Below are 12,305 nucleotides of genomic sequence, written 5' to 3'. Positions count from 1 at the left end.
GTTAAAAAAATGCAGAGGAGTTTGAAGAAGGATGGAATACAGGGCCGCGGAGTAAAGCTTCCGGCGCAGGGATGCGCCGGCAGAGCCCACAGGGATGTGTCCACGGCGACTTTACGGAGCGGCCCTGTATTTCAGCCTGATCGGCACAAGACCCAACAAATTACAGACGAAAAAAAACCTGCTTATAAAAGCAGGTTTCTTCAAAGATGGTCGGCGAGAGAGGATTCGAACCTCCGACCCACTGGTCCCAAACCAGTTGCGCTACCAAGCTGCGCTACTCGCCGATGGGGGCGCATATTACTGCGCTGCTAAAAAAGCGTCAATGCCTTTTACTGAAAACTCAACTGATCGCCTGGAAAGCAAGCAGCGGTCAACAACCCCAAAAAAATCACAGCGCTTTAGCAGGCGCGGCCGCAGGTGCTGAACACCAATTATTTGCGTCTTTAATTCCGCCGTCCGGCGAGGTGTAGCCGAGGCAACCCATGATGGTGTCGAACAGCTCAACATGGCGATGGGTTTTACCCACGCGCTGCTGCGCCTGTAAACGTTCGAAGTTGCTGCGGTTGGTTGGATCTTCAAGATACTTATCAGAAGCCCACACCATCATCGGTACACGGAACTGCTCCGGTGGCGCCATCTCGCGCGGCGTACCGTGCAAGTGCATATTCTCGCTGATTGATTCACCGTGATCGGAGGCGTAGAACACAATCGCCTTCTTATCTCGCAACTGATCGAGCACGCTATCCAGCATGGTATCCACGTACAAAATCGAGTTGTCGTAGGCGTTAATCAACTGCGCTTTACTGCACTTCTCATCAACGCCCATGCACTCCGGCTGATAGCGCGCGAAGTCTCGCGGATAACGTTGTGAATAAAGGTAATGCGAGCCTTTGGTGTGCAGAATCACCACGTGCTTGCCTTTCGGGAAGCGCTGTAACGATGCCTGCAACTCCGGCACTAACAGCATGTCATCGACCGCTTTGCCCTGATTACGCTTCTCTGAACCAATCTGCTCGCGGAACGAGAAGTTATTGGTGTCAGCGTTATCGTAGAACCACACTTCGCTCTGCATCGCGAACAGCTCAGACGTGAAGCCCAGCTCTTTCAACACGGCGAAAACATTTTGTTCTTTCAACGTGCGGCCCGGATTATCCATGGTGCCGCCTTCGCGCACGAACATGCAGCGCAGCGACAGCTTGGTGGCGGTATCACAAGATTCACCACGGAACGCGACCAGGTTCTTCTCTTTCGACAGCTTCGGCGTGGTATCACGATCGTAGCCGAGCATGCCCATGTGATCCCAGCGCGTGGTTTCGCCAATCACAAACACCATATAGGTATCGTCGATGCCCGCAGGCGCGACGTAAGTAAACTCTTTTGCCGGATCGAGTAACTTCTGGCCATCCCACTCTTCATCAACTTTGGTCCAGGCGAACAGGCCCAGCGCGGCAATCCAGTTGGATGGCAGATACGAGTGCGCCACCACGCCGCCATAGCTCGGCAAATCGATGTTGGTGATCTCTTCATTCACCTTCTGCAGCTTGTCGAAATAGCGAATCGGCAGCCAGACCAGCGCCACGCTCAGCAGCATAACGGCTACCGGCTTAAGACGTTGGCCAGGCGTTTTAAGTTGTTCAATCAGTGTCTGGCTAAGCTTATTGCGCCAGATAAGCAGCAGCGGCAACGCACTCACCAGCACCATCCACAGCACGAAATGCAGACCAATCACTTCTTTAGAGAGATCGATATCGGTGGTCATCACCGAGGCGATAATGCCGTAGCCAATCACCACGTTGAAGAACGCCATGTAATAAGCGGCGGCAACAGAGATGATCACGGTGAGTGTGGCGAGAATGCGGTAAACCCATTTGCCGCCCAGCGACAGCAAGCGCATCAGGAAGAAAGTCAGCAGTACCGCTGCCATCACTTCCGCCGCTGCAGAGAGCCAGTTAGAGATATTGGATTTCGTTAAGAAGCCGTCAAAGCGGCGATAAAATATCGGTAAATTCAGTAAGATACCGAGATATAACGCAAGCAGCAGAGACAGCTTTTGCTGCGTTAAACTTTTAATATAATTCATGAAAATTTTCTATTCCCGACCTGGTGTCGTTGTATCAACCGTTATGTGACTGTTTAAAGACAGCAGAGTTCGCTAAACCGCAGTAAAAGCGTGACGCAAGATGCAGGATCGGGACGATTCCGACTGGCGAAAGGGCGATGGCGCGAAGCCGAGCAGTAGAACATTTAACCAATGGTAAGACCAGATAAATTTTCTAATCTAACCGGTTAGCGTTTTATTCAGATGTGAAAAAGGCTCCCGCAGGAGCCTGTTATCGTGAATAACATCAATTAGTTGATGATGTTCAGCGTCACGTCGATATTGCCACGCGTTGCGTTTGAGTATGGGCAAACGATGTGTGCCGCATCCACCAGCTTCTGCGCTTCAGCTGCATCCATCTCTGGCAGATGAATATTCAGTTTGGCTTCAATACCGAAACCGTTCGGGATTGGGCCAATGCCAACTTCGCCTTCAATCCACGCATCTTTCGGCATCGTAATCTTGTCGCGGCCAGCCACAAACTTCATCGCACCGAGGAAACACGCTGAATAACCTGCAGCAAACAGCTGCTCTGGGTTAGTCACTTCGCCGCCTGCACCGCCCATCTCTTTTGGCACGCCCAGTTTTACATCCAGCACGTTGTCGGAAGAAGTAGCACGACCATCACGACCGCCGGTAGCTTTAGCTTTTGCAGTGTAAACAACTTTTTCTAAAGACATAATAACCTCATTAATTCGCTATATAATCGCGCACTACTTATTATGCGCAAACCTGAACGTCATCTTTTGGGTTGTCGGGACAGCGACTTCCCCTGTTTATTAATTGGCGCGGTAAAGGCTATCGCGCAACTCGTCTAACTGAGCTTTCAGAGATGCCATCACCTGGTCATCGCAGGCTGTTGCGCACTGAATGGCTTCCGGAATACTTTCTGCTTTGTCACGCAACGCACGACCTTCATCGGTCAGCGTTACCACAACCTGACGCTCATCCTGACGGGAACGCTGGCGATGCAATAAACCCGCGCTCTCCAGACGTTTTAACAGCGGCGTCAGCGTGGCTGAATCAAGAAACAGCTGCTCGCCAATCTCAGAGACCGTCACATCGTCCTGACTCCACAGCACCAGCATCACCAGATATTGCGGATAGGTAATCTCCAGCTTTGATAGCAGCTGGCGATAGACTTTGTGCATCGCGAGATTCGCCGAATACAGTGCAAAGCAGAGCTGCTGATCTAACTGAAGTGGCGCCTGCTTCACTTTTTTGTCATCTTGATTACTGTTCATGGGTTTCAATATAAATAGCGCGCTAGATAATTGCAAGCGACTTTTCTCTGGGAGAGTGAAATATGCGAGATTCACTGGAAGAGCAAGCGCGCCGTTATGCCACTGAGGCGCATGCCGCTGCGGGTCAACGTCGCAAATACACTGACGAGCCTTACATTGTGCATCCGGCGGCCGTCGCCGAATTAGTGCGTAGCGTTACCGATGATGAACAGATGATTGCCGCCGCCTGGCTGCATGACACGGTAGAAGACACGCCCAGCACCATTGACGATATCGAACGCCATTTCGGCCCGCGTGTGGCGGAACTGGTGGACCAACTCACCGACAGCGCGCAGCCTGCGGCAAAAAACCGCGCCGCACGTAAGCTGGCGCATTTTCGTCATACCGCCGATGCCTCGCCCCAAGCGCAAACCATCAAGCTGGCCGACATCATCGACAACACCCGCGCCATCGTGCAGTACGATGCCGACTTTGCGCGCGTCTATCTGGTAGAAAAGCAGATTCAGATTCAGCTGTTACGCCAGGGCGATAGCCATCTTTGGCGGCAGGCAGAGCAGACCATCAAACAAGGGCTTGCGCAGTTAGCGCAACCGCCGTACAGCGTGCCGGAGAGCTGGTTCGTTAAACAGGCAGCAAAGTATGGCGCCATAAATTAAAAAACCCGCCATCAAGGCGGGTTGGATCATCCCCAAAAAGGGATTACTCCAGCAGCTGGCGCCCTAAATAAGGGTTGGCCTGCAACAACTTCATCAATTTACGCGCCGTAGCGGAAGGACGTGTACGTTGCGCCTCCCAGCTTTTCACTGACGAAACGCTAACACCCATCACACGGGCAAATTCGTCAACCTGCATGCCGGTCATCTCGCGCAAACGCTGCGGCTCGGGAACTGTAGTCTGATTGATTGAAATTTCTGATACGGATGGCTTCGCGTCACGTGTCAAAACAATCTGCTCAAGGCTGCTGAGCAACTCGACCATGGGATCTTTTAATTCCATAGAGAACTCCTTAAAAACTCACTATGAAGCACGTGAAAGTAGAGAGGTAAGCGCCACCAGGCGCTGAAACCGGACGATCAGGCTGTATCCCGAAGCGGTTTCGCATAGTTATTATCAAACCGATGCGGGACACAGCCTGTTGAGCACTGCAAAAGATGTCAGGGCAATGCAACAATAGTTCGGGTTTCTAAGTATGGGACATATCCCCAACTTTGCTGCCAGATTCCTGATTATTTTTTATTCTTTCTTATGCCACTTTTGGGTCGATCACCATAAGCAATTGACCTGCCTGCACTTGCTGCCCAGGTTGCCGCGTCAGACTATGGATTTTTCCACTGACGGGCGCGATGATCGGGATTTCCATCTTCATTGATTCGAGAATGCCGACCGTGGCCCCCGCACTGATTTCACTGCCTTCCTCCACCAGCCATTGCCACACGCTGCCCGCCACCTGGCTCTCAACGGGATGACAACCGGCTGGCACCACACTCTCTTCGCTGCTCTGCGCTTGCAGCTGGCTGTCGAAGGTAAACTGCCCTTCCGCTCGCCAGCGCGCCAACTCCTCATCAAACGCCTGCTGGCGCTGCTGCTGGAAGGCATCAATCTCCTGCGCGTGCTGCGTCAGCATCGCCTGATACTCGGCGAGGCGGAATTCACCCTGTTCCACGCGTAGCGGATAATCGCCCCACGGGAAACGCTCACGAATCTGCAGCAACTCGTCGGCATCTACCGGATAAAAGCGAATTTGATCGAAGAAGCGCAGTAACCACGGCTGGGTAAACGCAGCTGTGGGGCGATCGCGGTTCCACATCTGCATAGTGCGTCCAACAAACTGATAGCCGCCCGGCCCTTCCATGCCATACACGCACATATAAGCGCCGCCGATACCGACCGAATTTTCCGCCGTCCAGGTGCGCGCCGGATTGTATTTGGTGGTCACCAGGCGATGGCGCGGATCGAGTGGCGTAGCCACCGGCGCACCGAGATAGACATCGCCCAATCCCATTACCAAATAAGAGGCGCTAAATACGATCTCTTTTACCGACTCAATGCTATCCAGCCCATTGATGCGGCGAATAAATTCAATATTGCTTGGGCACCACGGCGCATTCGGTCTGACGGATTGGTCGTAGCGCACAATCGCTTCACGACAGGCCGCATCATCCCAGCTAAGTGGCAGCCAGACGGTGCGCGCAGGCACGGCCGCATCGGCCAGGCTACCCAATGCTAAATCAGCGTGCAATATTTGCGCCACTCGCTCACTTCTGGCACACATTTGTGCGTCATAATGAATTTGTAGCGAGCGGATGCCAGGCGTCAATTCCAGTTGCCCCGGCAGCGGGTGCGCTTCCAACCATTGCATCAGCGCATGCACGCGAAAACGCAACGCGATATCCAGTTGTAAATCGCCATATTCCACCAGCAGAAAACGGTCGCCCGCCGCCCGAATACTGAGCGAAGGACGTTGCTCCGTTGCCGCATGATGGTGCAGCACCGGATCAATTAAGGGCAGCGCCGCGTTCACTGTAATCGGTTGAGATTGCAGTTTGATGATCTCGTCACGCTGCGCCTGCGCCAGTTGATCGGCGGTGGCAAGTTCGATCGGTTGTAACTGGACGCGATCGCCAGCTTTCAGCTGCCCCAGCTTCCACAGATCGGCTTCGATCACCGTTGCCGGACAAACAAAACCTCCCAGCGATGGGCCATCGGGGCCGAGGATCACCGGCATATCGCCGGTAAAATCCACGGTGCCGAAGGCGTACGCATTGTCGTGGATGTTCGAGGGATGCATGCCCGCTTCGCCGCCATCGCTGCGTGCCCAGGTCGGTTTGGGGCCAATCAGGCGAATGCCGGTGCGGCTGGAGTTGTAGTGCACTTGCCACTCAGCGGCAAAAAATTCCGCGATGTCATCATCGGTGAAGAAGGTTGGCGCGCCATGCGGACCGTAAATCACCCGCAGCTGCCAGCTGCCGTTCAGTGACGGCAGCAAATTATCCGGCAAGCTGGCCGCTGTCAGCACCTGCGGCGCGGCGAGATGCAGCACATCACCGGCGCGCAGCGCGCGTCCGGCATGACCACCAAATTTGCCGAGGGTGAAAGTGCTGCGGCTACCCAGATAGCGCGGCGTATCGAGGCCACCGGCCAGCAGCAGATAGCTGCGGCTGCCGTCTCGAACTTCGCCGAGCGTCAGCGTTTGCCCGGCCTGCGCCGTCAGCCGCTGATGCATCGGTATCGTTTGTTGATCAAGCTGCGCGGCAATCGGCGCGCCGGTCAGGACAAAACTGCAGGCCTGGTTGAAGCGCAGCGTCGGGCCACGCAAGGTGATCTCCAGCCCGGCGGCCTGCGCATCATTGTCTAACAGGCGATTACCCAGCTGGAACGCGCGGCTGTCGAACGGACCGGAAGGCGGCACGCCAACATGCCAATAACCGATGCGGCCCGGCGCATCTTGCACTGTGGTTAAGGTGCCGCCGCTGAGAATATCCAGCGTTGGCGGCTGCCACTGCAGGGTGCCGAGCGTGGCGGTGATGATGCGTCCCTGCTGCACGTCCGGCAGCGTGCACAGCTGGCGCAGCCATCGCAAATTGGTTTCGATGCCGTACAGTTCGGTGGCGGACAGCGCCTGCGCCATGCTGCCTAGCGCGCTGGTACGGTCAGCGGCATGCACGATAAGTTTCGCCAGCATCGGATCGTAAAATGGCGAAACCTCCATGCCGCTCTCAACGCTGCTGTCGATGCGCAGCGTAGCGCCCTCAATCGTAGTCGGGAACTGCACATGGCTGAGCAATCCCGCGCTGGGCTGGAACTGCTTAGCCGGATCTTCGGCGTAAAGCCGTACCTGAATGGCGTGACCTTGCGCGACCGGCTGCAAATCGGCCAGCGGCGGCAATTTTTGCTGCGCCAGTTCCACCATCCAGCGCACCAAATCAACGCCATACACCATTTCGGTGACGCCATGTTCCACCTGCAAGCGCGTGTTCACTTCGAGGAACCAGAACTGCTGGCTGGCATCGTCATAAACATATTCCACCGTGCCCGCGCTGCGATAGTTCACCGCCCGCGCCAGCCTTACGGCGGTGGCCTGCAACTGCGCGCGCACCGCAGCGCTCAAGCCCGGTGCGGGCGTCTCTTCCAGCACCTTTTGATTGCGGCGCTGGGCCGAGCAATCACGCTCGCCGAGCGCGATGACTTCACCTGCGCCGTCGCCAAAAATCTGCACTTCGATATGGCGCGCACGCGCAATAAACTTCTCTAAAAACACGCCATCGTCGGCGAAGTTGTTGCCAGCGAGGCGCTTCACGCGGGTAAATGCCGCGTCAAGCTGTTCGGCATCGTCGCAGCGCTGCATGCCAATGCCGCCGCCGCCCGCGGTGCTTTTCAACATGACCGGATAGCCAATCTGCGCCGCCATCTGCTGCGCCTCGGCCAGCGAAGCCAGTAAGCCGCTGCCCGGCAGCAGCGGCACGTTATTCTGTTCAGCCAGCGCACGCGCGCTGTGTTTCAGGCCAAAGGCCGCCATCTGCTCGGCGCTCGGCCCAAGAAAATGCACGCCCGCCGCTTCGCAGCGCGTGACAAACTCCGGATTTTCACTGAGAAAACCGTAACCGGGATGCAGCGCCTGCGCGCCACTCTGCGCGGCTATCGCCAGTAATTTATCCTGATTGAGATAAGTGTCTCGCACCTGACCTTCACCGAGCGACCAGGCTTCATCCGCCAGACGCACATGGCGCGCATGACGGTCGGCTTCGGCGTATACGGCAATCGCCCGGATATTCATGGCTTGCAGGGTTCGAATAATGCGCACGGCAATCGCGCCACGGTTGGCAATTAATACGCGATCAATCATGACTGAATACTCTCGTTGCGGCAGGTCGTCCTGCGTAGCATTGACGGCAGAAAACGGGTCGTCCCGTTGCGTCAGAAAATCACCACACGCTGACTAAAATCGGCGTTGGGTTGTAACCGTTGCAGGGATTGTTGAGCTGCGGGCAGTTGGAGATCAGCACCAGCACGTTGATGTGTGCCAGCATCTCGACATATTTGCCCGGCGCAGAAATGCCGTCGGCAAAGGTCAATCCGCCATCCTGCGTCACCGGCACGTTCATGAAAAAGTTGATGTTGTGGGTGATGTCGCGGCGCGTCAGGCCAAACTCCGGCTGCTCCGCCACCGCCAGCATCCAGCTATCGCGGCACGAATGCATATGGCGCTTCTCCAGGTCATAGCGCACCGTGTTGCTCTCGCACGAACAAGCGCCGCCGAGCGTGTCGTGACGGCCGCAGGTATCGGCAGTGATGGTCAGCATTGGGCGATCAAAGTTCGAGCGCAGCACGCTGCCGGCCGTCAGAAAAACATTGTTCTGCCCGCGCAGCGTGTCGCTCATGCTGTAGCGTTCGGCGGTGTCATCAGCATTGAAAAACAGCGTATCGGCGGCTTGATTGCCTTCAAGATCGGTGATGCGTAGCGTTTGGCCCGCCTCGATGCGCTGCAGCCAGTAATCACCGGCATCAATTTGCTGCTGGAAGCGCACTTCGGCTGGATTGCGCTGACTTTCAATGATCATCACATTTCTCCTTGCAGTTGATACAGCGCGTTATTGCGCAGACCGCGCTGATTCTCGTCGCGCTCGAGACACATCGCCGGCAGCGGCGCGTGTTGCGCATCCAGTTCGATCTGCACCGGGTGGCGCGGATAATCCTGCGATGCGCTGAGCGGATGCGGGCAAGTGTGCAGCAGCACCAGCGTGTCCATCGCGAAACGTAAACGCACGCTGGCACCCGCCGCGCCCTGACGTTCCAGCTGCAAAGTGCCACTGTCGTCGGCGCGCACCTGCGCAAACAGATTGAGGCAGGACGCCATATCGCGCCGGCCGAGCCCATATTTCGCCAGCTCGACGAGAAAACTGTCGTAGCCATTTTGATGGCGCAGATTGCGCGCCTGCTGATAGGTGCTGGCACCAAAACGCGCGGCGGATTGTGCGGCATTCAGCGTGCCGCACACGCTTTCGTGCCAGCCGAAGCTGTCGTGTTCGATGCCGCAGAAAATACGTCCCATATCTGAATAGAGACAATGACCGGCGGTGAGGCGGAAAGTGTGCTGGCACTTCAGGGTGTCGGGCGCGTTATAGCGCTCCAGCAGGTTTTCCGGGTTGTAAAACAGCAGGCCGACGTTGGCACCACCTTCGACATCGGTGAGGGTCAGCGCGCTGCCGCTGCGCATCACCAGCGACCAGTGTGCGCCGCTCGGCAACAAGGTTTGATAAGGCTTCATGGTTTTCTCCTTTAGGCGACCTGCGGTTCGGATGGCTGTGCGCGATCCAGCGGCAGGTCGTAAGTGATGGTCGCGCCCCAGGCTTCAGGCGCGTGCGGATCGTGGCGCAGCTTGTCGAACACCAGCAGACGCGATGCAAGGCTAAATCCCTCTTTCAAATCGTGGGTGATCATGAAAATGGTCAGGTTATGCTGCTGCCACAAACGGGTGATCAGCTGGTGCATCTCGCTACGGATGCCGGGATCGAGTGCGCCGAAGGGTTCATCGAGCAGCAAAATGCGCGGCTGCTTCATCAACGCCTGCGCCAGCGCCAGACGCTGCTGCATGCCGCCCGACAGCTGATGCGGATATTTATTCTGTGCCTGTTCAAGCCCGACCTGCGCCAGCATGGCCTGCGCGCGCTGGCGAATCGTCTGACGCTTCTTTCCCCACACGCGGCCCAGCCAACGCGCACTGCTGAACTCGTCGCCCAGCATCACGTTGCCCAGCACCGTCAGATGCGGAAACACCGAATAACGCTGAAACATCACGCCGCGATGCGCATCCGGTTCGTCGGGGATAGGTTCGCCATCCAGTAACAGCTGGCCTTTGCTGGGCGCTTCAGTGCCGAGCAGCATATTCAGGAAGGTGGTTTTGCCGCAGCCGGACGCACCGACAATCGCCACAAACTCGCCCTCTTCAACCTCGATATTGAGGCGCTCCAGCACCACTTGCTGGCCGTAATGTTTCTCAAGGTTTTTCAGTTGCAGTAACGGCATCGCTCGCCCCTTATTTCGCGTGATACCACGGCCAGCAGCGACGGCTAATCAGCCGCAGCAACAGGTCGAGCAGGAAGGCCAGCAGCGCGATCCACGCCACGTAGGGTAGAATCACATCCATTGCCAGATAACGCCGCATCAGGAAGATGCGATACCCCAGGCCTTCCGTGGCGGCGATGGCTTCGGCGGCAATCAGAAATAGCCACGCCGACGCCAGCGACAGCCGTACCGCATCCAACAGGCGCGGCATCAGCTGCGGCAGGATCACGCGCCATAAAATCTGTGCGCTGTGCGCGCCGAGCGTCTGCGCTTTTACCAGCTGCTCGCGCGGGATCTTCTGCACCTGCAGCTGCAAATCGCGGGCAATCAGCGGCGTAATGCCGATGACAATCAGCACCACTTTCGATACTTCGCCGAGACCAAAACAGATAAACAGAATCGGCAGAATCGCCAGCGGCGGCACCAACGCAAACAGCGTCACCAGCGGCGCCAGCACCGCACGCACCACCGGCAGCGCGCCGGTGAACAGACCCAGCGCCAGCGCCAATAGCGCGCTGATCGCCACACCACACAGCAAACGCAGCAAACTGGCGGCGGTATCGCTCCACAACAGATATTCGCCGGTGCGCGGGCTGGGCTGAAACGCCATGCGGCTGAAGGCGTCGCCCATGGCGTTAAAGCCCGGCAACAGCTTGTCTGCCGCATTCAGACTGAGACGCGCATCCGACGCGAACAGATACACCAGCAGCAGCGCCAGCAGCGGCAGAATGCCCAGCAGCAAGCGCCCCAGCGGCAGCGGTTTGTAGTTGATCAACTTACGCATCGGCATCGCCTCGCTTACAGCTGCCCGGCGGCGGCCATTTTGGTGTACTCATCGGTGAAGCGCAGTTTGAGGTTACCCGCATCGCCCCAATTGCCCGCAGGCGTTACCACGCCCACCACATCGGCGCTCGGCGCGCCCTCGCCCAGCAAACCGTGCTTGAACGAGAACTCGGCGACCATCTGCATGGTGGCTTTGAGCTGTGGGCTTTGGACGAAATCGAGGGTGGTTTTGGCATCGCTAAACAGATGCGTGGCGGCCAGCTGCTGGTCAAAACCCGCCAGATCGGTGCCGGAAGCCTGCGCCATTTGTGTACGTGCCGCTTTAGCGCTGTCGGTTGGGCCGGACATGGTTTTCAACGTTTCATACCATGCGCCGGTCAGCGCTTTGCCGAGCTGCGGATACTTCTGCAACGTGGCGCTGTTGACCACCAGCAGATCGAGGATTTCGCCAGGAATTTGCGCGGAAGAGAAAATCAGATGGCTGTTCGGCTGCTTCTCCGCTTCGGCGAGCAGCGGATTCCAGGTAACGATAGCGTTGACGTCGGCGGTGCCGAACGCCGCCACCAAATCGGCATCGGCGGTGTTCACCACTTTGACGTCTTTCTCGCTCATGCCGGATTTCTCCAGCGCCCGCGCCAGCAGGTAATGCGAAACCGAGAGTTCGACCAGATTTATCGGCTTGCCTTTCAGCGCTGAGAGGTTGCCCGCGCCTTTCAGCAGAATGCCGTCGTTACCGTTGGAGTAATCGCCAACGATCAGCGCCGTGCTATCCACGCCGCCGGTGGCCGGAATGGTCAGCGCATCCATGTTGGTCATGGTGCAACCCGCAAAACCCCCGGCGGTGTATTGATTCACCGACTCGATGTAGTCGTTAACCTGCACAAACTGGATATCGATGCCGTATTTGTCGGCCCATTTTTTGACGATACCGCTCTGCTGCGCGTAATCCCACGGCATCCAGCCCGCGTAGATCGACCAGCAAATCTTAAAGGAGGGTTTGTCGGCGGCCAGCGTGTTGACGCTGAACAGCGTGATGGTGCAAAGCAACAGCAGGCGAAGGCAGGCTTTGATCATGATGGTTCCTCTGGCGTTAACGGACGAAAAAAAAGCAGGAGGCG

At 56.9% G+C, this 12,305-nt stretch carries 11 protein-coding genes and 1 tRNA gene; 1 reads left to right on the top strand and 11 read right to left on the bottom strand.

Going from position 1 to position 12,305, the window contains the following annotated elements:
• Positions 1-207: 207 nt before the first annotated feature.
• The 4 genes from IB226_RS20525 to IB226_RS20510 all read right to left on the bottom strand — a co-directional run bounded on the left by IB226_RS20525 (position 208) and on the right by IB226_RS20510 (position 3,342).
• Positions 208-284 (bottom strand) — tRNA-Pro (locus IB226_RS20525).
• A gap of 104 nt (positions 285-388) precedes the next feature.
• Entirely contained in the window at positions 389-2,080 is a 1,692-nt protein-coding gene (gene eptB, locus IB226_RS20520; RefSeq protein WP_192236864.1) for a kdo(2)-lipid A phosphoethanolamine 7''-transferase, read from the bottom strand.
• 269 nt (positions 2,081-2,349) lie between these two features.
• Positions 2,350-2,778: an organic hydroperoxide resistance protein gene (locus tag IB226_RS20515; RefSeq protein WP_176972526.1), complete on the bottom strand. Its 429-nt coding sequence runs from the start codon at positions 2,776-2,778 to the stop codon at positions 2,350-2,352.
• A 99-nt stretch (positions 2,779-2,877) separates the two neighbouring features.
• The gene (locus IB226_RS20510) at positions 2,878-3,342 is read right to left on the bottom strand and encodes a MarR family winged helix-turn-helix transcriptional regulator (RefSeq protein ID WP_101763807.1); all 465 of its coding nucleotides are present in this window, start codon (positions 3,340-3,342) and stop codon (positions 2,878-2,880) included.
• A 62-nt stretch (positions 3,343-3,404) separates the two neighbouring features.
• Between IB226_RS20510 and IB226_RS20505 the strand changes: the two genes are divergently transcribed.
• A complete protein-coding gene (locus IB226_RS20505) occupies positions 3,405-3,998 on the top strand; it encodes an HD domain-containing protein (protein ID WP_110867889.1) in 594 nt (197 codons plus the stop codon).
• Positions 3,999-4,041: 43 nt separating this feature from the next.
• Here the strand turns inward: IB226_RS20505 and IB226_RS20500 are convergent, their stop codons facing one another.
• The 7 genes from IB226_RS20500 to IB226_RS20470 form a co-directional block, all read right to left on the bottom strand.
• Positions 4,042-4,338 carry an HTH-type transcriptional regulator gene (locus IB226_RS20500; protein ID WP_008104629.1) on the bottom strand — a complete coding sequence of 99 codons (297 nt, stop codon included), beginning with the start codon at positions 4,336-4,338 and terminating at the stop codon, positions 4,042-4,044.
• Between the two features lie 247 nt (positions 4,339-4,585).
• The gene (gene uca, locus IB226_RS20495; RefSeq protein ID WP_192236863.1) at positions 4,586-8,185 is read right to left on the bottom strand and encodes an urea carboxylase; all 3,600 of its coding nucleotides are present in this window, start codon (positions 8,183-8,185) and stop codon (positions 4,586-4,588) included.
• A gap of 79 nt (positions 8,186-8,264) precedes the next feature.
• Positions 8,265-8,900: an urea amidolyase associated protein UAAP2 gene (locus IB226_RS20490; RefSeq protein ID WP_192236862.1), complete on the bottom strand. Its 636-nt coding sequence runs from the start codon at positions 8,898-8,900 to the stop codon at positions 8,265-8,267.
• Positions 8,900-9,607, bottom strand: coding sequence for an urea amidolyase associated protein UAAP1 (locus IB226_RS20485; RefSeq protein ID WP_192236861.1), 708 nt, complete (start codon positions 9,605-9,607; stop codon positions 8,900-8,902). The genes IB226_RS20490 and IB226_RS20485 overlap by 1 nt, the downstream gene beginning before the upstream one ends.
• An 11-nt stretch (positions 9,608-9,618) precedes the next feature.
• Entirely contained in the window at positions 9,619-10,365 is a 747-nt protein-coding gene (locus IB226_RS20480) for an ABC transporter ATP-binding protein (RefSeq protein WP_192236860.1), read from the bottom strand.
• Positions 10,366-10,375: 10 nt separating this feature from the next.
• Positions 10,376-11,188: an ABC transporter permease gene (locus tag IB226_RS20475; RefSeq protein ID WP_192236859.1), complete on the bottom strand. Its 813-nt coding sequence runs from the start codon at positions 11,186-11,188 to the stop codon at positions 10,376-10,378.
• Between the two features lie 14 nt (positions 11,189-11,202).
• The gene (locus IB226_RS20470; RefSeq protein WP_192236858.1) at positions 11,203-12,261 is read right to left on the bottom strand and encodes a putative urea ABC transporter substrate-binding protein; all 1,059 of its coding nucleotides are present in this window, start codon (positions 12,259-12,261) and stop codon (positions 11,203-11,205) included.
• Between the last annotated feature and the right edge of the window lie 44 nt (positions 12,262-12,305).

The organism is Pantoea sp. PNT03 (genome assembly GCF_014852515.1).
Lineage (GTDB): Bacteria > Pseudomonadota > Gammaproteobacteria > Enterobacterales > Enterobacteriaceae > Pantoea > Pantoea leporis.
The sequence above is the reverse complement of the archived record's forward strand: the minus strand, read 5'-3'. Positions and strand labels throughout refer to the sequence as shown.

Excerpts from the sequence above, each read along its gene's own strand:
- IB226_RS20505 (WP_110867889.1), top strand. The coding sequence starts at position 3,405 with ATGCGAGATTCACTGGAAGAGCAAGCGCGCCGTTATGCCACTGAGGCG.
- IB226_RS20485 (WP_192236861.1), bottom strand. The coding sequence starts at position 9,607 with ATGAAGCCTTATCAAACCTTGTTGCCGAGCGGCGCACACTGGTCGCTG.
- uca (WP_192236863.1), bottom strand. The coding sequence starts at position 8,185 with ATGATTGATCGCGTATTAATTGCCAACCGTGGCGCGATTGCCGTGCGC.
- IB226_RS20470 (WP_192236858.1), bottom strand. The coding sequence starts at position 12,261 with ATGATCAAAGCCTGCCTTCGCCTGCTGTTGCTTTGCACCATCACGCTG.
- IB226_RS20475 (WP_192236859.1), bottom strand. The coding sequence starts at position 11,188 with ATGCGTAAGTTGATCAACTACAAACCGCTGCCGCTGGGGCGCTTGCTG.
- IB226_RS20500 (WP_008104629.1), bottom strand. The coding sequence starts at position 4,338 with ATGGAATTAAAAGATCCCATGGTCGAGTTGCTCAGCAGCCTTGAGCAG.
- IB226_RS20490 (WP_192236862.1), bottom strand. The coding sequence starts at position 8,900 with ATGATCATTGAAAGTCAGCGCAATCCAGCCGAAGTGCGCTTCCAGCAG.
- eptB (WP_192236864.1), bottom strand. The coding sequence starts at position 2,080 with ATGAATTATATTAAAAGTTTAACGCAGCAAAAGCTGTCTCTGCTGCTT.
- IB226_RS20515 (WP_176972526.1), bottom strand. The coding sequence starts at position 2,778 with ATGTCTTTAGAAAAAGTTGTTTACACTGCAAAAGCTAAAGCTACCGGC.
- IB226_RS20510 (WP_101763807.1), bottom strand. The coding sequence starts at position 3,342 with ATGAACAGTAATCAAGATGACAAAAAAGTGAAGCAGGCGCCACTTCAG.
- IB226_RS20480 (WP_192236860.1), bottom strand. The coding sequence starts at position 10,365 with ATGCCGTTACTGCAACTGAAAAACCTTGAGAAACATTACGGCCAGCAA.